Annotated in this window: 21 protein-coding genes, 1 tRNA gene and 1 other RNA gene; 4 read left to right on the top strand and 19 right to left on the bottom strand. The window is 71.0% G+C overall.

The window, feature by feature from the left end:
* Window positions 1–116 precede the first annotated feature (116 nt).
* Window positions 117–806, top strand: a complete 690-nt coding sequence (locus Q2K20_RS14185) for a hypothetical protein (protein WP_069388827.1) — start codon at window positions 117–119, stop codon at window positions 804–806.
* Here the strand turns inward: Q2K20_RS14185 and Q2K20_RS14180 are convergent.
* From Q2K20_RS14180 to gluQRS, 3 genes are all read right to left on the bottom strand, one after another.
* The gene (locus tag Q2K20_RS14180; RefSeq protein ID WP_083249540.1) at window positions 791–1,159 is read right to left on the bottom strand and encodes a CHY zinc finger protein; all 369 of its coding nucleotides are present in this window, start codon (window positions 1,157–1,159) and stop codon (window positions 791–793) included. The two genes, Q2K20_RS14185 and Q2K20_RS14180, sit on opposite strands and share 16 nt — an antisense overlap.
* Window positions 1,156–2,007: a queuosine precursor transporter gene (locus Q2K20_RS14175; protein WP_396468844.1), complete on the bottom strand. Its 852-nt coding sequence runs from the start codon at window positions 2,005–2,007 to the stop codon at window positions 1,156–1,158. The genes Q2K20_RS14180 and Q2K20_RS14175 overlap by 4 nt, the downstream gene beginning before the upstream one ends.
* Before the next feature lie 178 nt (window positions 2,008–2,185).
* Window positions 2,186–3,109, bottom strand: coding sequence for a tRNA glutamyl-Q(34) synthetase GluQRS (gene gluQRS / locus Q2K20_RS14170; RefSeq protein ID WP_317176868.1), 924 nt, complete (start codon window positions 3,107–3,109; stop codon window positions 2,186–2,188).
* 162 nt (window positions 3,110–3,271) lie between these two features.
* On the opposite strand from gluQRS, the gene Q2K20_RS14165 reads away from it, so the two are divergent.
* Complete coding sequence (locus Q2K20_RS14165; RefSeq protein ID WP_163375362.1) at window positions 3,272–3,628, top strand: 4a-hydroxytetrahydrobiopterin dehydratase; 357 nt, start codon at window positions 3,272–3,274, stop codon at window positions 3,626–3,628.
* 184 nt (window positions 3,629–3,812) lie between these two features.
* Here the strand turns inward: Q2K20_RS14165 and nuoN are convergent, their stop codons facing one another.
* From nuoN to Q2K20_RS14085, 16 genes are all read right to left on the bottom strand, one after another.
* Window positions 3,813–5,429, bottom strand: coding sequence for an NADH-quinone oxidoreductase subunit NuoN (gene nuoN / locus Q2K20_RS14160; RefSeq protein WP_163375363.1), 1,617 nt, complete (start codon window positions 5,427–5,429; stop codon window positions 3,813–3,815).
* Window positions 5,426–7,000: an NADH-quinone oxidoreductase subunit M gene (locus Q2K20_RS14155; protein ID WP_317176867.1), complete on the bottom strand. Its 1,575-nt coding sequence runs from the start codon at window positions 6,998–7,000 to the stop codon at window positions 5,426–5,428. The genes nuoN and Q2K20_RS14155 overlap by 4 nt, the downstream gene beginning before the upstream one ends.
* On the bottom strand, window positions 6,997–9,003 hold the full coding sequence (gene nuoL / locus Q2K20_RS14150) for an NADH-quinone oxidoreductase subunit L (RefSeq protein WP_163375686.1): 2,007 nt from the start codon (window positions 9,001–9,003) through the stop codon (window positions 6,997–6,999). The genes Q2K20_RS14155 and nuoL overlap by 4 nt, the downstream gene beginning before the upstream one ends.
* Window positions 9,004–9,029: 26 nt before the next feature.
* On the bottom strand, window positions 9,030–9,329 hold the full coding sequence (gene nuoK, locus Q2K20_RS14145; RefSeq protein WP_067714654.1) for an NADH-quinone oxidoreductase subunit NuoK: 300 nt from the start codon (window positions 9,327–9,329) through the stop codon (window positions 9,030–9,032).
* Entirely contained in the window at window positions 9,326–10,078 is a 753-nt protein-coding gene (locus Q2K20_RS14140; protein WP_163375365.1) for an NADH-quinone oxidoreductase subunit J, read from the bottom strand. Before Q2K20_RS14140 ends, nuoK begins: the two co-directional genes overlap by 4 nt.
* A complete protein-coding gene (nuoI, locus tag Q2K20_RS14135; protein ID WP_163375366.1) occupies window positions 10,075–10,704 on the bottom strand; it encodes an NADH-quinone oxidoreductase subunit NuoI in 630 nt (209 codons plus the stop codon). Before nuoI ends, Q2K20_RS14140 begins: the two co-directional genes overlap by 4 nt.
* Complete coding sequence (nuoH, locus tag Q2K20_RS14130) at window positions 10,697–12,151, bottom strand: NADH-quinone oxidoreductase subunit NuoH (RefSeq protein WP_163375367.1); 1,455 nt, start codon at window positions 12,149–12,151, stop codon at window positions 10,697–10,699. Before nuoH ends, nuoI begins: the two co-directional genes overlap by 8 nt.
* On the bottom strand, window positions 12,148–14,883 hold the full coding sequence (locus Q2K20_RS14125; RefSeq protein ID WP_269528874.1) for an NADH-quinone oxidoreductase subunit G: 2,736 nt from the start codon (window positions 14,881–14,883) through the stop codon (window positions 12,148–12,150). Before Q2K20_RS14125 ends, nuoH begins: the two co-directional genes overlap by 4 nt.
* On the bottom strand, window positions 14,880–16,322 hold the full coding sequence (nuoF, locus tag Q2K20_RS14120; RefSeq protein WP_069389014.1) for an NADH-quinone oxidoreductase subunit NuoF: 1,443 nt from the start codon (window positions 16,320–16,322) through the stop codon (window positions 14,880–14,882). The genes Q2K20_RS14125 and nuoF overlap by 4 nt, the downstream gene beginning before the upstream one ends.
* Before the next feature lies 1 nt (window position 16,323).
* Window positions 16,324–17,154 (bottom strand): NADH-quinone oxidoreductase subunit NuoE, encoded by an 831-nt coding sequence (gene nuoE, locus Q2K20_RS14115; RefSeq protein WP_083249593.1) that lies wholly within the window; start codon window positions 17,152–17,154, stop codon window positions 16,324–16,326.
* Complete coding sequence (nuoD, locus tag Q2K20_RS14110; protein ID WP_067714636.1) at window positions 17,151–18,494, bottom strand: NADH dehydrogenase (quinone) subunit D; 1,344 nt, start codon at window positions 18,492–18,494, stop codon at window positions 17,151–17,153. The genes nuoE and nuoD overlap by 4 nt, the downstream gene beginning before the upstream one ends.
* The gene (locus Q2K20_RS14105) at window positions 18,491–19,243 is read right to left on the bottom strand and encodes an NADH-quinone oxidoreductase subunit C (protein WP_269528875.1); all 753 of its coding nucleotides are present in this window, start codon (window positions 19,241–19,243) and stop codon (window positions 18,491–18,493) included. Before Q2K20_RS14105 ends, nuoD begins: the two co-directional genes overlap by 4 nt.
* Window positions 19,240–19,794 (bottom strand): NuoB/complex I 20 kDa subunit family protein, encoded by a 555-nt coding sequence (locus Q2K20_RS14100; protein WP_067714633.1) that lies wholly within the window; start codon window positions 19,792–19,794, stop codon window positions 19,240–19,242. The genes Q2K20_RS14105 and Q2K20_RS14100 overlap by 4 nt, the downstream gene beginning before the upstream one ends.
* A gap of 27 nt (window positions 19,795–19,821) precedes the next feature.
* On the bottom strand, window positions 19,822–20,181 hold the full coding sequence (locus tag Q2K20_RS14095) for an NADH-quinone oxidoreductase subunit A (RefSeq protein WP_067714630.1): 360 nt from the start codon (window positions 20,179–20,181) through the stop codon (window positions 19,822–19,824).
* A 252-nt stretch (window positions 20,182–20,433) separates the two neighbouring features.
* Window positions 20,434–20,760 (bottom strand): hypothetical protein, encoded by a 327-nt coding sequence (locus tag Q2K20_RS14090; RefSeq protein ID WP_227022381.1) that lies wholly within the window; start codon window positions 20,758–20,760, stop codon window positions 20,434–20,436.
* A gap of 212 nt (window positions 20,761–20,972) precedes the next feature.
* Window positions 20,973–21,060 (bottom strand) — tRNA-Ser (locus Q2K20_RS14085).
* A 164-nt stretch (window positions 21,061–21,224) separates the two neighbouring features.
* Here Q2K20_RS14085 and ffs point away from each other — a divergent pair.
* Window positions 21,225–21,319: signal recognition particle sRNA small type (gene ffs / locus Q2K20_RS14080), an RNA gene on the top strand.
* A gap of 59 nt (window positions 21,320–21,378) precedes the next feature.
* Window positions 21,379–22,653 (top strand): aminotransferase class I/II-fold pyridoxal phosphate-dependent enzyme, encoded by a 1,275-nt coding sequence (locus tag Q2K20_RS14075; protein ID WP_269528876.1) that lies wholly within the window; start codon window positions 21,379–21,381, stop codon window positions 22,651–22,653.
* Window positions 22,654–22,864: the final 211 nt, after the last annotated feature.

The following is a 22,864-nucleotide window of genomic DNA, read 5'->3' as shown; positions in this document are numbered from 1 at the left end:
TATGACGCAGGAACCGACATAGGCGGGCCTACACGTCGGTCTTGGTCGACCAGCTGATGAGCTCCGCACGACCGAGGCGACTCGTAGGTGTCGGTGCTGCGTGCGACGCTGCGCGCATGACGAACCAGACCAGAAACGATCACCTCCACGACGACCTCGAGAGGCGCTCGCCGTTGGGCGTCCTCCTGCACAGTCCGGTACGCGATAGCTCAGAAAAGAGTGAGACGTGGCAGACCGCCGCGTTCAACCTCGCGGAGAAGGCGCTACGAAAGGCGCTGGCCGGGGATGACGCCGCGGTTCGGCGACTGATCAGCAGAATGGCGGATCTGGAGTTCGACGAGCTCATGGTTAGGTGGCCACAGCTGGTGGCCGCCGACCAGATTCTCTCCGGGGTGCTCGAGCAAGGTGTAGAAGAGTTCGAGGAGGAGAAGGATCTGTACGAGGCGGCGTACTTCGACGAAGACGACGAACTGATCGCCGAACTAGAGGAGGAGGAGCCCCGGGTCTCGGTGGCGACTGGGATCTACAGAGCCGCGTACGGGGCGGACCCAGTGGCATTCGCGACGCTCCGGGCATCGATCCTCGACGTGCTCTCCGACCCGTGGAGACAGCGACGCGGCGGGGTCCACAACGACGGGTTACAACGGGTGGCTGACAGGTTGCCGGAGGGGGCCAGAGCTCGGGACCTGCCCCGAGAACGCATCGAGAACGAACTCGCGGGCGTGATCCGGGCTCACCTGGTCCTGGCAGCACGCATGGTCGAGGAGTTTCGCGCGCCGTTGAACTCGACCTATGACTCGAAGTAGAGCGGGTAGTGCAGCGAGCAGCCCGGGTTGAACGCCGTGCCGCAGGCCGGGCAGGCGTCGGTGGCCTGGTACTCGGCGATGGTCAGCGTGCTCCAACATGCGCCGCAGAGCAGGGCATCGGTGTCGAACTCGTCCCGCGGCCACACCGACAGCGCATGGTCGGTGGCGTCGGCGTGGCATCGGAAACAGGGATAGAACTCGCCGCAACAGTGGAAGCGGATCGCGATGACGTCCAGCGGGCCGTGGTAGTGGACGCACCTGGTCTGGTCGTCGACCGTCGCGCCGAGCACCGTCACCGCGGCGGGTCGAGCGGCGTCGCGACCGTCGTCTGCGTCCCGGTCAGCGGAGGTCATACCGCCGAGTGTGACAGGGCGGAACCCGAGAGTGCAGCCTGATAACTGGGCTCCCGCTTCTTGATCGACGCGATCACCACGTAGGTCACCGGCAGCAGGACCGCCTCGACGAGGGTCTTCCAGACGAAGCCGATGACGACGTAGTTCCAGTAGTCGCCCGAGCCGAGCGCCATGCCCAGCGCCGGAGCCGCGATCGTGCAGAACACCAGCGTGTCGGCGAGCTGGCCCACCACGGTCGACCCCAGGAGCCGCGCCCACAGGCTCCGCTCACCGGTGCGGCGCTTCATCCACACCAGGACGTAGGAGTTGAGCAGCTCGCCGACGACGTACCCGGCCAGGCCGGCGAGGAAGAACTGCGGGATGACCCCCGCGACGGCCTCGAACGCGTCCTGGTTCTCGTAGAAGTCGGCCGGCGGCAACTGCACGGTCAGGCTGAAGCTCAACGCGGCCAGCGCCAGCACGGCGAAACCGGAGAGCACGACGCGGCGCATCGCCTTGAAGCCGTACACCTCACTGATCACGTCGCCGAGCACGTAGGCCAGCGGGAAGAGCAGGAAGGCGCCGTCGGTGACGAGCCCGTCCATCGAGAGGAACCAGAGTTCGAAGCTCAGGTCGGGGAAGAGGAGGACGCCCTTGGTTCCGGTGACGTTGCTGATGAGCATCACGCCGACGAACAGGGCGATGAGATAGCCGTAGTACGGGCTGGCGACGGTGGCGAACACGGCGCGGCCGGGGAGACCGGCGGAGGCGGCGGACGCGGTGGAAGGGGTACTGGGCGCCGGCTCGGGAGTGTTCCCGTCCGGCCGCCCAGTCCCCAGCTGGTCGGAATTCTGCGAGGAAGTGGTCACGAACGACGATTATCCGCGCCGCCCGCCGCGATGCCGAATCCCTGCCTGCCGAATAGGTCGCGTCGCGCCGCGTCACCGTTGATCGACAAGTCGCTTCCGCACGCGTTGTGCGAGTGGGTCTGCGCGGAACGCTCTTTTCGATGAGGCGGTCGGGCCGGGCTGGGCGCGCGTCGGCCGATCAGGCCACCACCCAGGGGCCGGCCCGCAAGGACTCGGCGGTGACCACCCCCCGCAGCGCCTCGATCGAGTCCGCGCCCTCCGGCCCACCGAGTGAGGCCACGATACGGGCGACCGCGGCCCTCGTCGTCGTCCCCTCCTGCGCCAGATCGGCCAGGGTCACCGCGCCGTCCCGCTTGGCCAGACGCTCACCGGCGGCGTTGACCGCGAGCGGCACGTGCACGTACTCCGGGTGCGGCAGGCCCAGCAGGTCGGCCAGATGGGCCTGGCGGGGAGTGGAGGAGAGCAGGTCCTCGCCGCGCACGACCTGGTCGACGCTCTGCTCGGCATCATCGACGACGACGGCGAGGTTGTACGCCCACACGCCGTCACCGCGGCGCAGCACCACGTCGTCGACGACGCCCGTGTACGGCCCGTGGACGCCGTCGGTGATCGTCAGCTCCGCGACCGTCGCGCGCAGTCGCAGCGCAGGCACCCGCCCCGGGCCGAGCGCCTCCCGGCGACGCTCCCGCTCCGCCTCCGACAGGTCACGGCACGTGCCGGGGTACGACCCGGGCGGGGAGTGCGGCGCGCGCGGGGCCTCGGCGATCTCGCGGCGCGAGCAGTAGCACTCGTAGACCAGGCCCTGGTCGGACAGCTGGTTCGCCGCCGCGGCGTAGGCGTGCGACCGCTCGGACTCCCACATGATCTCGCCGTCCCAGTCGAGGCCGATCGCCGCCAGGTCCGCCAGCTGACGCTCGGCCACGCCGGGGCGCGCTCGGGCGGCGTCGAGATCGTCGACGCGCATCCGGAACGCCCGGCGCGAATCGCGGGCCAGCACCCACGCCGCCACCGCCGTGCGCAGATTGCCCAGGTGCAGGTCGCCCGACGGGCTGGGTGCGTACCGGCCGGCGCCGGGGGGCAGGGAGCTGGCGGGGGATTTCACTCCCACAGGGTAGGCCGCGCCACCAGGAAGGGCCGACGCGGCGGGAAGCGCCGGGCGCGGCGGAGATTTCCCGCGCCCCGGCGGGAAGCAGCGGGCGCGGCGATGAGTTCCCGCGCCCCGGCGGGAGTGCCGGGTGCGGCGGGAGGTGCCAGACTGGACGGCATGAGCGCAGACGCCGACAACGCCCGCCCCGCCGCCGACGACAACACCCGCCTGACCGAGGAGCAGATCGCCGAAGGCCTCGCCGATCTGCCCGGCTGGGCCTTCTCGGAGGGGTCGCTGACCTACACGGCCGTGTGCGAGACCCCGCAGGCCGCGATCAACCTGGTCACCGCGATCGGGCAGGCCGCGAACTCGCAGGACCACCACCCCGACCTGCTGTGGAGTTACGACGAGGTCACCCTCGATCTCCGCAGCCACGACGTCGACGGGGTGACCCAGCGCGACCTCCGACTGGCTCGGTCGGTCTCCGCGTTGTCCGGGGAGTTCGACGCCACCCCGCTGGGCCTGGGGGAGTAGGGGGCGCGGCGGGCTCCGGGGGCGCGGCGGGCGGCAGGCGGCGGGCGGCAGTCGTCGAGAAGAGTGTTTCGTGCACTGCTACTCGACCGATACGGGTGAAAGACTCTTGTCGACGCGGCTACTGACGGCCGGATGGCTGTTTACCCCGCGAACTCCGCCAACTCGGCCTCCTCTCCGCGAACTCCTACCCCGCGAACGCGGCCGCCGCGGTGGCCAGGTCGAGCAGTGGCTGCGGCACGATCCCCAGCAGGATCGTCACCACGACCGCGACGCCGACGACCGCGTACGTGACGGGCCTGCGCGCGAACGCCACCTCGCCGGCGCCTGCAGAGCCGTAACGCTCGTTTCCGGAGTCCACCTCGCCCGCATCGCGGAAGAACATCACCACGATCACGCGGACGTAGAACGAGGCCGCGATCGCGCTCGTGAGCACGCCGATCACCACGAGGCTCACCGCGCCGCCGGCAACGGCTGCGGAGAACACCGCGAACTTGGCGATGAACCCGCTGGTCAGCGGGATGCCCGCGAGTGCGAGAAGCAGCAGTGCGAACGCCCCCGCCACGAGCGGTTGGCGTCGGCCGAGCCCGGCCCAGGCCTGCAGGTCGGTGATCTCAGCGCCGTCGGGCGCGCGGACCAGCCCGGCCACCGCGAACACGCCGACGGTGCTCACCGCGTACGCCGCGAGGTAGAACAGCACGGCGGAGGTCCCGGCCGCCGGAGGCCCGAGCACTCCGGTGAGCAGGAATCCGGCGTGCGCGACGGAGGAGTAGGCCAGCAGCCGTTTGACGTCGTTCTGCGTGACACCGGCGACCGTGCCGACGATCATCGTCAGCGCCGCGATCACCCAGAGCACGGGCGCCCAGTCGTCCTCGAGGCGGGGGACGGCGGTGTGGAAGAACCGCAGGATCGCACCGAACGCGGCGAGTTTGGTCCCGGCGGCCATGAACGCCGTGATCGAGGTGGGCGCGCCCTGGTAGACGTCAGGGGTCCAGGTGTGGAACGGCACGGCCCCGACCTTGAACAGCAGGCCCACCGACATCATCGCCACGCCGATCAGCGCCAGCGAGCTGCCGCCCTCGGCGGCGACCACTGCTGCGATGCCGCCGAATTCGACGGTTCCGGCGTACCCGTAGATCAGCGCGGCGCCGTAGGCGAAGATCGCCGAGGAGAAGGACCCCAGCAGGAAGTACTTCACCGCGGCCTCCTGGGAGAGGAGCCGCCGCCGGCGGGCCATGCCACACATCACATACAGCGGCAGGGACAGCACCTCTAGCGCGATGAACAGGGTGATGAGGTCGTTGGCCGCGGGGAACAACATGAGCCCGCCCGTGGCGAACAGTGCGAGCGGGAAGACCTCGGTCTGGGAGACGCCCGTGCGCTCGGCCTCGCGTTCGGCATCGCCGCCCGGGGACAGGGCGGCCTGCGGGGCGAAACCCGCGAGCACCGGGCGACGGGCCGCGGCCGACGCGCCCACCGAACCCGACGAGGCCCCGGCCGCCGCGCCCACCCGGGAGCGTTCCCCGATGAGCACCCCCGCCCCGATCGCCACGAGGACCGTCGCCCCCTGCAGGAACAGCGCCGGCCCGTCCACGGCCACGGCGCCGCCAGCCGTCACCAGCCGCGTCCCGGCGAGCAGGACCACCGTCACCAGCGCCGCGACGAGCCCGCCGAGGTACAGCACCAGCTGCGCGGCGTAGCGGTGTCGGGCGGGGGCGAACGCCTCGACGAGCACCGAGACGATCGCCGTCCCGAGCACCACGAGCAGCGGCAGGAGCGAGGAGTAGGCGATGTCCGGGGTCATCGGGTGGCACCTTCCACGTGGGCGACGGTCTCGGCGACCGCCGGGTCGATCACGTCGAGCGCCGGCTGCGGGTAGAAGCCCAGCACGATCAGCACCACGACCAGCGGGGCCAGCACCACGCGCTCGCGGGTCGTCAGGTCGGGCGTGGACCGCAACCCCGGCGCGAGGGGCCCGCCCATCACCCGCTGGTAGGTCCACAGGATGTAGACGGCCGCCAGGACGAACGTCGCCGTCGCCAGTACGGCGGCGACGGGGTAGACCTCGAACGTGCCGACGAACACCAGGAACTCGCTGATGAACGGGGCCAGCCCGGGCAGTGACAGCGTCGCGAGCCCGGCGATGAGGAACACCCCGGCGAGCACGGGCGCGGCCTGCTGCACCCCGCCGTAGTAGCCGATCTCGCGGATCCGGTGCCGCCGGACGAGGAACCCAGCCACGAGGAACAGTGCGGCCGTGGCGATGCCGTGGTTGACCATGTACAGCGCCGACCCGGCCGCCGACTGCTCGGTCGCGGCGAACACACCCAGCACGATGAACCCGAAGTGGGAGATCGACGCGTAGGCGATGAGCCGCAGGAGGTCGGTCTGGGCGATGGCCATGATGCCGCCGTAGACGATGCTGATCACCGCGAGCGTCACCATCACGGGCGTCGCGGTCGCCGCTGCCTCGGGGAACAGCGGCAGGCTGTAGCGCAGCATCGCGAAGGTGCCGACCTTGTCCACCACGGCCATCATGAGCACCGCGGAGGCGGGCGTCGCGGCGACGGCGGCCCCGGGAAGCCAGGTGTGGAACGGCCACAGCGGGGCCTTGATCGCGAAGGCCAACATGAACCCGGCGAACAGCAGCAGCGTCGCGCCGGGCGGGATCTGCAGTCGCCCGTCGGCGACGGCGTCGGTGATGAGGCGGTAGTCGAAGGTGCCGCGGCCGTCGGGCCCGAGTCCGGCCCGGGCTGTGTACATGTAGAGCCCGAGCACCGCGGCCAGCATGACGAGCCCGCCGAGCAGGTTGTAGAGGAGGAACCGCACGGCCGCCCGCGCCCGGTCCGCACCGCTGTCCCCGAACGCGCCTGTTCCGAATCCCCCGATGAGAAAGTACAGCGGGATGAGCATGGCTTCGAACGCGACGTAGAACAGCAACACGTCCAGGCTCGTGAACGCCACCAGCGCGAGCCCCTGCGTGGCGAGCATCAACGCGGGGTACGCCTGCGTGCGCCGACCGTTCGGGGCGGGGCGGTCGCCGCCGGGCCCGTCGGTGTCACGCCACCCGGCGAGCAGCAGCAACGGCATGAGTGCGGCGGTGAGCAGCACCAGCACGAGCGCCACGCCGTCGATCCCGAGTGTGTACGTCGCGCCGAACGCAGGGATCCACGGCCGCGACTCGACGAACTGGTGGGTGTCGCCGCCCGGCTCGAACCCGACAGCCAGCGCGACGGCCACCCCCAGGACGACCAGTGACGTGACCAGGGCGAGGGGCCTCGCCGCGCGGCGCGCGCTCGCGGGGAGGAGGACGACGACGAGTGCGCCGACCAGGGGCGTGAGCCACAGCGCGGTGAGCAGTCCGGGGCCGGTCACAGCACGCCACCCCCCAACATCGCGGCGATCACCAGAACGGCGCCGATCAGCATGTACAGCGCGTAGGAGCGGGTGAGCCCGGACTGCAGGAGCCTCGTCCGGGCGGACAGTTCCCCGAGGGTGGTGCCGACGCCTGTCGCCGTCCCGGCCACGACCCGCCGGTCTATCACTTCGGTGCCCGCGACCAGGGCCTGGCCGGGTCGCATGAACACCGCCTCGTTGAGGTCGTCGGCATACAGGTCGCGGCGCGCGGCCCGCGTGAGCGCGGAGCCGGCGGGGGCGGTGGTCGGGACCTCACTACGGGTGTAGCGGTGCACGGCGAGGGCGATGCCGACGGCCACCACGACCAGGGATGCGGCGGTGACCAACCACACCGGTAGGACGTGCTCCGGATGGTGCTCGCCGACGACCGGTGCCAGCCAGTCCTGCAGCCGCCCGCCGAGCGACAGCAGCAGACCCGAGAGCACCGAGCCCACGGCGATCGCGATCATCGGCGCCGTCATGATCGCCGGCGACTCGTGGGGGTGGGCGTCGTCGGCCCAGCGCCCGGGCCCGAAGAAGGTCAGGATCATCACACGGGTCATGTAGAAGGCGGTCAGGCCCGCGCCGAGCAGGGCCACCGCCCCCAGGAGGTAGCCGACCGCCGATCCTGAGCCGAACGCGCCCGCACCCGCAGCCGACCCGCTGCCCACGTCGAACGCCGCGGAGATGATGCCCTCTTTGGAGTAGAAGCCGGCGAACGGTGGGACGCCGATGATGGCCAGGTAGCCGAGTCCGAAGGTGACAAAGGTGACCGGCATGACCGCGCGTAGGGCGCCGTAGCGTCGCATGTCGACCTCGTCGTTCATCCCGTGCATCACCGAGCCGGCGCCGAGGAACAGTCCGGCCTTGAAGAAACCGTGGGTGAGCAGGTGCATGATCGCCAGCGCGTATCCGGCGGGTCCGAAGCCGGCGGCCATGACCATGTAGCCGACCTGGCTCATGGTGGAGGCGGCGAGGACCTTCTTGATGTCGTCCTTGGCACAACCGACGATCGCACCGAACAGCAGCGTCACGGCGCCGACCGCGATCACGGCGGCGCGCGCGGTCGGGGTGGCGTCGTAGATCGGGTTGGACCGGGTGATGAGGTAGACGCCCGCGGTGACCATGGTCGCGGCGTGGATGAGGGCCGACACCGGGGTGGGGCCCTCCATCGCGTCGCCGAGCCAGGACTGCAGCGGCACCTGGGCGGACTTGGCGCACGCGCCCAGCAGCAACAGCAGCCCGAGCGCGGTGACCAGCCCCGAGCTCACCGCCCCGCCGTCGGCTACCGCCCCCTCGCCGCCCGCCGCCCCGCTGCCGATCGCCGAGAACACGCCCTCGTAGGACAGCGTGCCCAGCTGGGTGACCATGACCATCAGCGCCACACCCAGACCGATGTCGCCGACGCGGTTGACGACGAAAGCCTTCTTCGCCGCGGTGGCGGCGGACGGCTTGTACTGCCAGAACCCGATGAGCAGGTAGGAGACCAGACCGACACCCTCCCAGCCCAGGTAGAGGCCGAGGAAGTTGTCGGCCAGCACCAGTAGCAGCATCGCCGCGAGGAACAGGTTGAGGTAGGCGAAGAACTTGCGTCGCGCCGGGTCGGCCGCCATGTAGCCGATCGAGTACACGTGGATGAGCAGCCCGACGCCGGTGACGAGCAGGACGAACACCATGGACAGCTCGTCCAGACGCAGGCCGAAGTCCAGCTCGAACTCCCCGACCGAGACCCACTCGAACAGGGTCTGCCCCGCGGCGCGGTCGGCGGCGTCGCGGCCGGTCATGGCGACGAGTTGCCACACCGCCACGGCGAACGAGCCCAGCGCGGTCGCGCACCCGAGCAGGTGGCCCCACCTGTCCGCGCGGCGACCGAGCAGCAGCAGGACCGCCGCGCCGAACAGCGGCAGTGCGGGGATGAGCCAGAGCGCGGGCCCGGCGACGGCGGGGGCGAGGGCGGCTGCGGTCGTTGTCGTCGTCGTCATCACGGTCGTCGTCATCGTCGTCCCCCCTAGTACCTGAGCAGGTTGGCGTCGTCGACGGACGCCGATCGGCGGGAGCGGTAGATGGCCATGATGATCGCGAGGCCGATCACGACCTCGGCGGCGGCCACGACCATGATGAAGAACGCGAAGAGCTGGCCGGTGACGTCGCCGTGCATCCGCGCGAACGCCACCAGGGCGAGGTTGGTGGCGTTGAGCATGAGTTCGATGCACATGAACAGGACGATGGCGTTGCGACGCAGCAGGAACCCGGCCGCGCCGATGGTGAACAGCACGGCCGAGAGGTACAGGTAGTACTCGGGGTTCACGGCCGCTCACCTCCGCCGGTGCCGAGTTCGTCGGGGCCGTCCGCGCGATCGGCCGCGTGGCGCCGCAGCACCTCGCTCACCGAGTCGGGGGCGTCGGACCCGTCGGGCAGTCGGGCGGGCATGTCGGCGGAGTTGCGGCGCGCGTACACGCCGGAGCTGGGCAGCGGGGTCACGCGGGCGGTGTCGTCGGCCTGCCAGTCGAGGAAACGCTGCTGCGACATCTCCCGCTGGGTGAGGCGTCCGGTGAAGCGCTCGCGGTGCGCCAGGACCATCGCGCCGAGAGTGGCGATGATGAGCAGTACCCCGGTGAGTTCGAACGCCCACACGTGCCGGGAGAACAGCAGCTCGGCCAGCGCGGGGACGTCGGAGTACCCGGGGGCGAACCCGGCGAACGGCGGCAGCTCGGCCCGGGCCAGCCCGGTGGCCAGCAGGATGCCGAACCCCAGGCCCGCGACGATCGCCGCCACCCGGTGCCCCCGGATCCGCTCGACCAGAGAGTCCGACGACTCCACCCCGATGAGCATCACCACGAACAGGAACAGCATCATCACGGCGCCGGTGTAGACGACGATCTGGCCCACGCCCAGGAACACCGCCCCCTGCGCGATGTACAGCACGGCGAGCGAGACCATGGTCGCCGCCAGGCACAGCGCCGAGTAGACCGCCTTGGTCGCCGAGACCACGCCGAGCGCGCCCGCCACGGCGATGATGGCCAGCACCCAGAACAGGACGGACTCCCCGGTGGTCACGAGGCCCCCTTCCCGCGGCGCGAGCGCGAGCCGGCTGCGGTCGCACCGCGCGCTTCGGCCGCCCCGGGCGCGTAGGGCTCACCCTGTTCGGGCGCGGAGCCGGTGATCTCTCCGCGGTAGTAGTCGAAGTGGTCGGCGCCCGGGTACATGTCGTGCGGGGCGGGGACCATCCCGGCGAGCATCGGTCCGAGCAGGTCGTGCTTCTCGTAGATGAGGTCGGCGCGGTTGTCGTCGACCATCTCGTAGTCGTTCGTCATGGTCAGCGCCCGGGTGGGGCACGCCTCCACGCACAGGCCGCAGCCGATGCAGCGCAGGTAGTTGATCTGGTAGATCCGCCCGTAGCGTTCACCGGGGGAGAAGCGCTCCTCGGCGGTGTTGTCGGCGCCCTCGACGTAGATCGCGTCCGCCGGGCACGCCCAGGCGCACAGCTCGCAGCCGATGCACTTCTCCAGCCCGTCGGCGTAGCGGTTGAGTTGGTGCCGCCCGTGGTAGCGGGGCGCGGTGGGGACCTTCTCCTCCGGGTACTGCTCGGTGTGGGCCTTGCGGAACATCGTGGAGAACGTCACCCCGAACCCGGCGAGCGGTTCGAGGAACCTGGGAACCCGGGACCGTGACTGCCTAGGCATGGCGGGACTCCTGACTGCGGGGCGAGTCTGCAGATATAGCGCGGTCGAGCGCGACGCGCTGGTGGGGGAGCGGCGGGACGGGGAACCCTCCGGCCGTGGGGTCGAAGGGCGCTGCGTCGAAGGGCGCGGGGGTGAAGGAAGCGGAGTCGGAGGGCGCATGGTCGACGGACGTGGGGCCGACGGGCGCGCCCCGCGTGACGGACGCGGGTGGGGAGTCGCCGCGGGTGGGCGTGGCCCGGCCGCCGCGCCGGGAGCGGGACCGATGGACGACGACGATGACCGCCACCGCCACCAGGCCCGCGATCACCATGGCGGGCGTGAGGAGAGCGGACCCGGGGCCCACGACCACCCGGATGGTCGCCACCGCCATGACCCAGGCCAGCGAGACGGGGATGAGCACCTTCCAGCCGAAGGCCATGAACTGGTCGTAGCGCAGTCGCGGGAGGGTGGCCCGCAGCCACATGAACAGGAACATGAACGCCCACACCTTGGCCACGAACCACAGCAGCGCCCACCAGCCGGAGTCGGCGCCGTCGATCAGCGAGAACGGCAGGGGGGCCTGCCAGCCGCCGAGGAACAGCGTGGCCGCGAGCGCGGAGACTGTGGTCATGTTGACATACTCGGCCAGCATGAACATCGCGAAGCGCAGCGATGAGTACTCGGTGTGGAACCCGCCCACGAGTTCGCCCTCGGCCTCGGGCAGATCGAAGGGGGCGCGGTTGGTCTCGCCGACCATCGAGATGACGTAGATGACGAACGAGGGCAGCAGCAGGAACACGAACCACACCTGCGACTGGGCGGCGACGATCCCCGACGTCGACATGGTGCCGGCGAAGAGGAACACCCCGACGAACGACAGCGCCATCGCGATCTCGTAGCTGATCACCTGGGCGGTGGAGCGCAGGCCGCCGAGCAGTGGGTAGGTCGAGCCGGAGGACCAGCCCGCCAGCACGATCCCGTACACGCCGATCGAGGTGACGGCGAGGATGTAGAGCACTCCCACGTGCAGGTCCGTGAGCTGCAGCGGCGTGGAGTGGCCGAAGACGGAGACCACGGGCCCGAAGGGGATCACCGCGAACGCCATGAACGCCGGGATCACCGCGATGACCGGTGCGAGCAGGAAGATCGGCTTGTCGACCCCGGCCGGGATGAATCCCTCTTTGAGGGCGATCTTCACGCCGTCGGCCAGGCTCTGCAGGATCCCGCCGGGGCCGACGCGGTTGGGGCCGATGCGCATCTGCATCCACGCCAGGATCTTGCGCTCCAGGTAGATGGCCGCGAGCACGGTCACCACGAGGAACACGAAGACCGCGAGGACCTTGGCCAACACCAGCCACCACGGGTCCGTACCGAAGGCCGTGAGGTCGGCGCCGGTGGTCGACGAGGCCCCGGCGGCGAGCACGGCGGGCCCGTTCACCGCGACTCCGCTCACCGCGACCCCGGTCATGACGCCACCTCCCCGGCCGCGATGGACACCACGTCGCCCGCGCCGGCGGCGAGAGTCGCGTTCACGGCGGACCCGGGCGAGTTCTGCGGCACCCAGACCACGCGATCGGGCATCTCGGTGACGGCCAGCAGCAGGGTGATCGCCCCGCGGTCGGTGGAGACCGTCACCGGCTCGCCGTCGACGGCTCCGAGTTCGGCGGCGGTGTCCGGCGACAGGCGGGCGACGGGGCGGCGGGCCGTGCCGGCGAGGTGGGGTTCCCCGTCCTGCATGCGACCGTCGTCGAGCAGCATCCGCCACGTGGCCAGGACGGCCTGCCCGGCGCCGGGCTCCGGACCCGCAGCCGCTCCCGCCGATGCCGCCGACCCCGCAGCCGCTCCCGCCGACGCCGCCGACCCCGCAGCCGCTCCTGGGGATGGCGTCTCGCCAGCGCTCCGGTCGGTGCGAGACGCCCTGCCGGGGCGCGGCTGCGGATCCGAATAGGCGGATGCGGGGCGGAGCGCGTGGCTGACGGCCTGCATCTCGCGGCGCACCGATTCCACGTCCGCCAGGCCGAACCAGGCACCGGTCTCCTCGGCCAGGGCATTGAGGATCCGGTGGTCGGGCAGAGCATCGGTACCGGTCAGGGCGGCGGCGAAGGGGCGGGTCCGGCCCTCCCAGTTCACGAACGTGCCCGCCTTCTCGGCGACTGCCGCGACCGGCAGAACGACGTCGGCGCGATCGGTGATCTCACTGCGGCGCAGCTCGAGGCTCACGACGAAGCCGGCGGCGTCGACCGCGTCCAGCGCGGCGCGCGGGTCGGGCAGGTCGGCAGCCTCGACCCCGCCGACGACCAGGGCCCCGAGCTCGCCGGAGCCGGCCGCGGCCAGCTGCTCGGCGGTGCTCCGGCCGGGCGTCGCGGGCAGATCGTCGCAGCGCCACAGCTCGGCGAGGGCCCGCCGGGCGTCGTCGTCCGTGACGGAGGCGCCGCCGGGCAGCAGTCCCGGCAGGCACCCGGTCTCGAGCGCCCCGCGCTCACCCGCTCGCCGGGGAATCCACGCCAGCCGTGCGCCGGTGGTGTCGGCGAGGGCGGCCGCGGCCGTGAGCCCGCCGGGCACCGCGCCGAGCCGCTCGCCGACGAGGATGACCGCGCCGGGCTCGCGCAGCAGAGTGGGCAGGGCGCCGCGGGTGGGGTCGGTGGTCGCGGAGGGCCCGGTTCCGCTGGGCTCGGAGGGGACGACGGCGAGGGCGCTGAGCACCTCGGGCTCCGCCCCGGGGACGGTCGGCAGCAGAGCGCCGCGGGTCTTGCGGATGGCAGGGGTGGCGAAGGGCGCGATCGAGAAGACCTTCAGCCCGTGGTCGCGCGCGGCCCGCCGCAGGCGGAGGAACACGATCGGCGACTCCTCCTCCGGGTCGAAGCCCACGAGAAGCACGGCGGGTGCGGTCTCGAGGTCGGCGTAGGTCACGGCCCCGCCGTCCTGGCCCGGCCCGCCGTCCTGGCCCGGCCCGCTGTCCTGACCCGGACCGCCGCCGGATCCCTGCTCCGACCCGCCGCCCGGGCCGCGCCTGGCGACCCGGTCGGCCAGGAAGTCCGCTTCCTCGGCCGAATGGCGGCGGGCGCGGAAGTCGACGTCGTTCGTACCGAGCACCGTGCGGGCGAACTTGGCGTAGGCGTAGGCGTCCTCGGCGGTGAGCCGCCCCCCGGTGAGGACCCCGGCCCGTCCGCGGGCGGCGGCCAACCCCTGGGCAGCGGTCGCCAGGGCGGTGGACCACGGGACCGGGACCAGCCCGCCGCCCTCGCCGCGGACCATGGGGGTGGTGATGCGGTCGCGCTGGGTGGCGTAGGTGAACGCCCACCGGCCCTTGTCGCAGTTCCACTCCTCGTTGACCTCGGGGTCGTCGCCGGCGAGGCGGCGCAGGACCTTCCCGCGACGGTGGTCGGTGCGCTGCCCGCAACCGCTGGCGCAGTGCTCGCAGACCGCCGGGCTGGAGACCAGGTCGAAGGGGCGGGCGCGGAAGCGGTACTGCGCGCCGGTCAGGGCGCCCACCGGGCAGATCTGGACAGTGTTCCCCGAGAAGTAGGACTCGAACGGCTCGTCGCCGTACACCCCGACCTGCTGCCGGGCGCCGCGCTCGAAGAGGTCGATGAACGGGTCCCCGGCGATCTGCTCGGAGAAGCGGGTGCACCGGGCGCACATGACGCAGCGTTCGCGGTCGAGCAGCACCTGCGACGAGATGGCGATCGGCTTGCGGAACGTGCGCTTGACCTCGGTGAACCTCGACCGCCCGTGGCCGCTGGACAGGGCCTGGTTCTGCAGCGGGCACTCGCCGCCCTTGTCGCAGACCGGGCAGTCGAGCGGGTGGTTGATGAGCAGCAGTTCCATCACCCCGCGCTGGGCCTTGTCGGCCATCTCGGAGGTGAATTGCGTGCGCACCTGCATGTCCTGGGTGACCGGGGTGGTGCACGAGGTGACGGGCTTGGGCGCGCCCTCGACCTCGACGATGCACTGGCGGCACGCCCCGGCCGGCTCGAGCAGCGGGTGATCGCAGAAGCGGGGGATCTGCACGCCCAACCGCTCGGCGGCGCGGATGATGAGCGTGCCGGGCGGCACAGAGACCGCGCGGCCGTCGACGGTGAGCGTGACGAGATCGTCCGTGCGCTCTGACTTGGCGCGCTCTGACTTGGCGCGGCCATGGTCCGGCTCCTGGTCGGGACCGCGGGCGTCGCGGGGGACACCTGACCGGGCGGAGGTCATCGGGCCACCTCCTCGGGTCGTGTGGGATCCGGTCGTGTGGGGTCCGGTCGAGTGGCCGGCCGCACGGGCGGACGCCGGGAGCCGGCGCCCGCACGGTCGGTCCGGTCGAAGAGGGTGGAGCGGCTGTGGTCGAACGGGCAGCCATCCGGGATGTGCGCGAGGTACTCGTCGCGGAAGAGCGCGATTGACGAGATGATGGGGGTCGCGGCGGCGTCGCCGAGGGCGCAGAACGACTTGCCGGCGACGTTGTCGGAGATGTCGAGCAGTCGGTCCAGATCGTCGGCGGTGGCGGTGCCGTCCTCGAGTCGGTGCATGATCTGCTCCAGCCAGAACGTGCCCTCGCGGCAGGGGGTGCACTTGCCGCACGACTCGTGGGCGTAGAACTCTGTCCACCGCAGCACCGCTCGCACGACGCAGGTGGTGTCATCGAAGATCTGCAGTGCCTTGGTGCCGAGCATGGTGCCCTCGGCGGCGCAGCCCTCGTAGTCGAGCGGCATGTCGAGCTGGGCGTCGGTGAGCAGCGGGGTCGAAGAACCACCGGGGGTCCAGAACTTCAGGGTGTGGCCCTGGCGGATCCCGCCGGCCAGGTCGAGTAGCTCGCGCAGCGTGATGCCCAGCGGGGCCTCGTACTGGCCGGGCCGGGTGACGTGCCCGGACAGCGAGTACAGGGTGAAGCCGGGGGACTTCTCCGAGCCCATCGAGCGGAACCACTCGGGCCCGTGCTGGAGGATCGACGGGACGCTGGCAATGGACTCGACGTTGTTCACCACCGTCGGACAGGCGTAGAGGCCCGCGACGGCGGGGAACGGCGGCCGCAGTCTGGGTTGGCCGCGGCGTCCCTCGAGCGAGTCGAGCAGGGCGGTCTCCTCGCCGCAGATGTAGGCGCCCGCCCCGGCGTGGACGATCAGATCGAGGTCGACGCCGCTTCCGAGGATGTCGCGGCCGAGGTACCCGGCCTCGTAGGCCTCGGCGACCGCCACCTGCAGGCGGCGCAGGACGGGCACCACCTCACCACGCAGGTAGATGAACGCGTGCGAGGCGCGGATGGCGTACGCGGCGATGATGATGCCCTCGATGAGCACGTGCGGGGTGGCCAGCATGATCGGCATGTCCTTGCAGGTGCCGGGCTCGGACTCGTCGGCGTTGACCACCAGGTAGTGGGGTTTGGCGGCCGCGGAGGCCTGCGTGCCCGGGCCGGAGTCGGAGCCGTCGGCCGACTCGCCGGTCTCCTGCGGGATGAAGCCCCACTTGCGGCCGGTGGGGAACCCGGCGCCGCCACGGCCGCGTAGGCCGGCGTCGAGGACGGTGGAGATGACCTCGTCCGGTCCGGTGGCCAGGGCGTTGCGCAGGCCCGTGTAGCCGTCGTGGTCCAGGTAGGTCTCGAGCGTCCAGCTGTCCGGTGCGTCCCAGTAGCGGCTGAGGTACGGCGCGAGCGGCATGTCAGGCCTCCTCGTCCGGTGTGGTGGTGGTCGGCTCGGTGGTGGCCGGCTCGGTTGAGGGCAGCTCAGTGGACTCGTCCGGCCCCGCGGGGGCGCGCATGTCGTGTTCGCGGGCGATCCGCAGCCCGACCAGGGTCGCGTCGCCGGGGGCGCCGTTGTTCGCGCCGGGGCGGGTGTCGGGGAAGCCGGCGAGGAGGCGGGAGGTCTCGCGGAACGTGCACAACGGAGCGCCCCGGGTCGGGGTCACCGTCCGGCCGGCCCGCAGGTCGTCCACGACCTGCCGGGCGGAGGCGGGGGTCTGGTCGTCGAAGAACTCCCAGTTGACCATCATCACCGGGGCGTAGTCGCAGGCCGCGTTGCACTCGATGCGCTCGAGCGTCACCCGGCCGTCGTCGGTGGTACCGGGCCCGTCGAGCCCCAGGTGGTCATGCAGGTCGGCGTAGATCTCGTCGCCGCCCATCACCGCGCACAGTGTGTTTGTGCACACCCCGACCAGGTAGTCGCCCGTGGGCGTGCGTCGGTACATCGAGTAGAACGTGGCGACGGCCATGACCTCGGCGGAGGTGAGTCCGACGGCGAGGGCACAGAACTCGATGCCGGCGGGCGTGAGGTGCCCGTCCTCGGCCTGGACGAGGTGCAGGAGTGGCAGCAACGCCGACCGGGCCTGCGGATAGCGGGCGATGATCACCTCGGCGTCGGCCCGCAGTCTCGCCAGGACGTCGTCGGGGTAGTGCCGGCGGGCGTCGGGCCGGACGATCGCCCCCGGCTCGTCCGGCTGCTGCCCGAACTGCAGGAAGACCGGTTCGCGACTCGTCGACTCCATGCTGCTCATCGGTCCACCCCTCCCATCACGGGGTCGATGCTGGCGACCGAGGCGATGACGTCGGAAAGCATCCCGCCCTCGCACATCGCGGCCACGGCCTGCAGGTTGGTGAACGACGGGTCGCGGTAGTGCACCCGGTACGGGCGGGTCCCGCCGTCGGAGACCATGTGCACCCCCAGTTCGCCGCGCGGGGACTCCACCGGCACGTACACCTGGCCCGGCGGGACCGCGAAACCCTCGGTGACCAGCTTGAAGTGGTGGATCAGTGCCTCCATGGAGCTGTCCATGATCGTGCGGACGTGCTCGGCGGAGTTGCCGAGCCCGTCGGGGCCCACCTTGAGCTGGGCGGGCCAGGCGATCTTGGGGTCGTCGACCATCACGGGTCCCGGTTCGAGCCGGTCCAGGCACTGCTCGACGATCTTCAGCGACTCCTTCATCTCGTCTACCCGGATGACGAACCGGTCGTAGCAGTCACTCGCCGACCCGGTGATGACGTCGAACTCGTAGTCCTCGTACCCGCAGTACGGGTCGGACCGGCGCACGTCGTGCGGCAGGCCCGTCGCCCGTAGGACAGGGCCGGTCACGCCGAGGGCCATGCATCCGGTGAGGTCGAGGTAGCCGACGTCCTGCAGCCGCATCTTCCAGATGGGGTTCTCCCGCAGCAGCAGTTCCATCTCGCGGATCCGCCCGGGCATCACCTCGAGCAGTTCGCGCACCTGGGGGACCGCCTCGTCGGGCAGGTCCTGGACCACCCCGCCGGGCCGGACGTAGGCGTGGTTCATCCGCAGACCCGTGATGACCTCGAAGACGTCCAGGACCAGCTCGCGCTCGCGGAACCCGAACAGCATCGGCGTGCTCGCGCCCAGCTCCAGGGCACCGGTGGCCAGGGCGACCATGTGGGAGGAGATCCGGTTGAGCTCCATGAGCATGACCCGGATGACCGACGCCCGCGGCGGGACCTGCTCGGTGATCCCGAGCAGCTTCTCCACGCCCAGGCAGAAGGCGACCTCGTTGAAGAACGGCGACAGGTAGTCCATCCGGGTCACGAACGTCACGCCCTGGGTCCAGTAGCGGTATTCCAGGTTCTTCTCGATGCCCGTGTGCAGGTAGCCGATGCCGCAGCTCGCCCGGGTGACGGTCTCGCCCTCGATCTCCAGGATCAGCCGCAGCACCCCGTGCGTGGACGGGTGCTGCGGGCCCATGTTCACCACGATGCGGTCGTCGTCGGCGTTGCGCGCCGCCTCACTGATCGCGTCCCAGTCCTGCCCGGAGGCGGTGAGGATCGTGTCGGAGTCCGCGGCGCGGTCGGCACGGGCCGAGCGCCTCGCGCGGGTGCGATCGGCGGTCATGAGTACGCCCTCCGCTGATCCGGCGGCGGGATGGTCGCACCCTTGTACTGCACCGGGATCCCGCCCAGCGGGTAGTCCTTGCGCTGCGGATGGCCCTCCCAGTCGTCCGGCATCTCGATCCGCGTCAGCGACGGGTGGCCGTCGAAGACGACGCCGAAGAAGTCGTACGTCTCCCGCTCGTGCCAGTCCGTCGTGGGATACACGCGGGTCAGCGTGGGGATGTGCGGGTCCGCGTCCGGGGCCCACGTTTCGAGCATCACGCGGCGGTTGTGGGTGATGGACTGCAGCGGATACACCACGTGCAGCTCCCGGCCCGCGGCGTCGGGGTAGTGCACCCCGCTCGCGCCCAACGACATCTCGAACCGCAGGTCGGGGGCATCTCGGAGGGTCACGGCCACCGCCGGTAGGTGCTCCCGCTCCACGTGCAGGGTGAGTTGCCCGCACTGGACCACGACCCTCTCGACGGCCTCCTGAAAACTCGGCCCACCCCGCTGGCGCAGGGCCGCGGTGAGCGCGCGGATGACCTCGTCGTCGTCGTCCTCATAGGGCGGTGGGGTACCGCCGGGCATCTCCTTGGGGCGCACGAGGCCCCCGAACCCGGTGGTGTCCCCGGAGCCGCGGACGCCGAACATGCCGTGGCGCACGCCGACGGTGTCCGGGCCAGGGCTGTCCGTGCGGTCGGGTGGGTTCGGTGCGTCGGGGGCCCGGTCGCGGTCCGCGGCGTCGGAGTCCGGGCGACGATCGGTCACCGGAACATCCCCTCGACGGGGATGAGCGGACGCTGGTCGAGCGCGGCCTGCTCCGCGGCACGGATCGCCTCGGCCCGGTTCGCGCCCAGCGGCATGTTCTGGATCTTGTCGTGCAGCGTGATGATCGCGTGCATGAGCATCTCCGGCCGCGGCGGACATCCGGGCAGGTAGATGTCGACGGGCACGATGTGGTCGACGCCCTGCACGATCGCGTAGTTGTTGAACATCCCGCCCGATGACGCGCACACGCCCATCGACAGGACCCACTTGGGCTCGGCCATCTGGTCGTACACCTGGCGCAGGACCGGGGCCATCTTCTGCGAGACCCGCCCCGCGACGATCATGAGATCGGCCTGCCGGGGGGACGCGCGGAAGACCTCCGTGCCGAATCGGGCCAGGTCGTAGCGTCCACCGCTCGTGGACATCATCTCGATCGCGCAGCACGCCAGACCGAACGTCGCCGGCCACAGCGAGCCCTTGCGCATGTAGCCCGCCAGCTGCTCGACCGTGGTCAGCAGGAAGCCGGCCGGCACCTTCTCCTCGAGTCCCATCTCGGCGCTCCTCTCCGACTCGCCGGGTCAGTCCCAGCTCAGTCCGCCGCGGCGCCACTCGTAGGCGTAGGCGACGGAGACGTTGAACACGAACAGGGCCATCGCGGCCAGCCCGAACACGCCGAGTTGGTCGAAGTGGACGGCCCACGGATAGAGGAAGAGGATCTCGATGCCGAAGATGATGAACAGCATCGCGGTGAGGTAGTACTTCACCGGGAAGCGGCCGCCGCCCGCCGGCTGCGGCGTGGGCTGGATGCCGCACTCGTAGGCCTCGAGCTTGGCGCGGTTGAACCGGCTGGGCCCCGCGAAGGAGGACACGCCCGAGGAGAAGACGGCGAAGGCGACGGCCAGGGCCCCGAGTACCAGGATGGGCACGTATTCGTTCACGTCGGCGTCACTCCTCGCGCTTGTGATGAGAAGCCGCCTGTAGGCGGGCCTCTACTGCAACCGCAGGGGGGTTCGAGCGACCGGCGCTGATGGGGTCCGGTCGTCCGTCTCCCCGGCGGGCCGTTCACTGTGCGGCCCGCAACTGTGACTCTACTCACACTGTGTTGACGTGCGTCGGGGGTTCGGACAGATGGCGTCTCGGTCGTGCTCCGCGGGCGGGGGGAAGAGTGCGCGCGGCCGCGGGGGCCGGTGTCAGGCGGGGGCGAGGAGCCCGTTCACCGCGTCGCGCAGGCGCAGCGGGTCGATCGGGTGGGGGACCGACGCGTCCGCGCGGGACCAGTCGGCGAGCCAGCGGTCGTCCGCCCGGCCGATGAGGACGAGCACCGGCGGGCAGCGGTCGAGCTCGTCCCGCAGCTGCTTGGCCAGGCCGAGTCCGCCGGTGGGCGTCGCCTCGCCGTCGAGGATCGCCAGGTCGACCCCGCCCGCGTCGAGGTGTTCGAGGGCGACCGGGGCCGTGGCGACCTCGAGGTACGTCAGCCGGGGCAGGTCCGGGTGCGGGCGGGTGCCGAGGGCGGACATCACGCGGCTGCGGGTGGCGGCGTCGTGGCTGTAGACGAGCACCCGCAGGGCGACGTCGTCGTCAACGGTCCGGCCGCCCGTGGTCTCGGTCACGATCGCGAGCCTACCGAGCGTGGGTGGTCGCGGGAGCGAGAGCGGGCCTCCGGTCGGCCCGGGCGTGGCTGAAATGAGCGACGCGGCCCGGGCTCGAGAGCTCCGGGCCGCGTCTGCGGCGGAGGATAGGGGATTTGAACCCCTGAGGGGCTATAAACCCCAACCCGCGTTCCAGGCGAGCGCCATAGGCCACTAGGCGAATCCTCCGTGGAGGAGAATACCCAGGACGCGCAAGCGGAGGCAAACCGCGGGGCCGAGCGGGCTCCGATCCGGGCCCGTAAGGCGGGTGGGGTGCAGCGCGGGAGGCGGGTGGGGTGCAGCGCGGGAGGCGGGTGGGGTGCGGCGCGGGAGGCGGGCCGGTTAGACTCGTCCGTGGACCCCGCGCGGCGTCCATCCTGTGAACTCCCCCAGGGCCGGAAGGCAGCAAGGGTCAGCGGGCTCTGGCGGGTGCGCGGGGTCCCCTTATGTCTTGGGACATGTCTTAGGGCACCAACACCGAAGTTGTCGATCCCGCCGGAGGCCACAGTGGCACTGTCCGATCTCCCCGCCGACGAACTCGCCCGACTCGAGTCGCAACTGGCCGCCGAGTACGACGCGCTGGCCGACAAGGGCCTGGCCCTGGACCTGACTCGCGGAAAGCCCTCGCCCGAACAGCTGGACCTGTCCGAGCGGCTGCTGTCGCTGCCGGGGGAGGGCGACCACGCGGCGGGTAAGACCGACGTCCGCAATTACGGCGGCGGGGCGGGACTGCCGGAACTGCGGTCGATCATCGCCGAGCTGCTCGGGGTCGAGGCCGACCGCGTGATCGCCCAGGACAACGCGAGCCTGTCGATCATGTACGACCTGCTGACGTTCTCCATGCTCTTCGGCACGCCCGACTCCCAGCGTGCGTGGAAGGACGAGCCGGTCCTGCGCTGGCTGTGCCCGGTGCCCGGTTACGACCGCCACTTCAACATCACCGAGGCGCTGGGCATCGAGATGATCCCGGTGCCGCTGGGGCCGACCGGTCCGGACATGGACGAGGTCGAGCGTCTCGTGTCGAACGACCCGTCCATCAAGGGCATGTGGTGCGTCCCGATCTTCGCCAACCCGACCGGCGCGGTGTACGACGACCACACCGTGTCCCGCCTCGCGCGCATGGCGACCGCCGCCCCGGACTTCCGGATCGTCTGGGACAACGCCTACGTGGTCCACACGCTCACCGAGGATTTCCCCAAGGTCCCGGACGTCGACACGCTGGCCGCCGAGGCGGGTCACCCCAACCGCTTCTGGCAGGTGTGCTCGACCTCCAAGATCACCTTCGCCGGCGCGGGTGTGTCGTTCTTCTCCGCCTCGCGGGCCAATCTTGACTGGTACCTCGGCCACACCTCCGTGCGCTCCATCGGGCCGAACAAGGTCAACCAGCTCGCGCACGCCCGATTCTTCGGCGACGCCGACGGGGTACGCGCCCACATGCTCCGCCACCGCGAGGTCATCGCGCCGAAGTTCGAGGCCGCCGCCGCGGCCCTGGCCCACCGGCTCGGCGAGTACGACGTGGCCCGCTGGACCCGGCCCGAGGGTGGGTACTTCATCGACCTCGAGGTGGTCGACGGCACCGCCACCGAGACCGTCCGCCTGGCCAAGGAGGCCGGGGTGGCCCTCACGCCGGCCGGGTCCGCGTACCCGTACGGCAAGGATCCCGAGGATCGTCACATCCGTCTGGCGCCCACGCTCCCGCCGCTGGCCGAGGTCGAGACCGCCATGGATGTCGTGGGCCTGTGCGCTCTTCTCGCGGCCTGCCGGGGGGCGCTCGCCGACTGAGCGATCGCTCGGCTCGGGCGGCGTGTAACAACTGCGTCATCTGCGTTAACGGCGGCCATTAACGGACCGCGCTCCCGATCCCGCCTCTTCGTCCCCGGGAATCGTCAGGTGACCAGCACGTCTGCCCGTCCGTGATCTCCGCCACATTCCCAAAGTGTGAATGTGTAAGTCCGTAGCTTAGGTAACCCTGTCACCTGCATGAATGTAATTC

The sequence above is a fragment of the Dietzia sp. IN118 genome, from assembly GCF_032905965.1.
Lineage (GTDB): Bacteria > Actinomycetota > Actinomycetes > Mycobacteriales > Mycobacteriaceae > Dietzia > Dietzia kunjamensis.
The sequence above is the reverse complement of the archived record's forward strand: the minus strand, read 5'-3'. Positions and strand labels throughout refer to the sequence as shown.

What these genes read in the sequence shown, in the direction of transcription:
- Q2K20_RS14185 (WP_069388827.1), top strand. Translation starts at nt 117, where the DNA reads ATGACGAACCAGACCAGAAACGATCACCTCCACGACGACCTCGAGAGG.
- Q2K20_RS14180 (WP_083249540.1), bottom strand. Translation starts at nt 1,159, where the DNA reads ATGACCTCCGCTGACCGGGACGCAGACGACGGTCGCGACGCCGCTCGA.
- Q2K20_RS14165 (WP_163375362.1), top strand. Translation starts at nt 3,272, where the DNA reads ATGAGCGCAGACGCCGACAACGCCCGCCCCGCCGCCGACGACAACACC.
- nuoN (WP_163375363.1), bottom strand. Translation starts at nt 5,429, where the DNA reads ATGACCCCGGACATCGCCTACTCCTCGCTCCTGCCGCTGCTCGTGGTG.
- nuoL (WP_163375686.1), bottom strand. Translation starts at nt 9,003, where the DNA reads ATGACGACGACGACAACGACCGCAGCCGCCCTCGCCCCCGCCGTCGCC.
- nuoI (WP_163375366.1), bottom strand. Translation starts at nt 10,704, where the DNA reads ATGCCTAGGCAGTCACGGTCCCGGGTTCCCAGGTTCCTCGAACCGCTC.
- nuoH (WP_163375367.1), bottom strand. Translation starts at nt 12,151, where the DNA reads ATGACCGGGGTCGCGGTGAGCGGAGTCGCGGTGAACGGGCCCGCCGTG.
- Q2K20_RS14125 (WP_269528874.1), bottom strand. Translation starts at nt 14,883, where the DNA reads ATGACCTCCGCCCGGTCAGGTGTCCCCCGCGACGCCCGCGGTCCCGAC.
- nuoF (WP_069389014.1), bottom strand. Translation starts at nt 16,322, where the DNA reads ATGCCGCTCGCGCCGTACCTCAGCCGCTACTGGGACGCACCGGACAGC.
- nuoE (WP_083249593.1), bottom strand. Translation starts at nt 17,154, where the DNA reads ATGAGCAGCATGGAGTCGACGAGTCGCGAACCGGTCTTCCTGCAGTTC.
- nuoD (WP_067714636.1), bottom strand. Translation starts at nt 18,494, where the DNA reads ATGACCGCCGATCGCACCCGCGCGAGGCGCTCGGCCCGTGCCGACCGC.
- Q2K20_RS14100 (WP_067714633.1), bottom strand. Translation starts at nt 19,794, where the DNA reads ATGGGACTCGAGGAGAAGGTGCCGGCCGGCTTCCTGCTGACCACGGTC.
- Q2K20_RS14090 (WP_227022381.1), bottom strand. Translation starts at nt 20,760, where the DNA reads ATGTCCGCCCTCGGCACCCGCCCGCACCCGGACCTGCCCCGGCTGACG.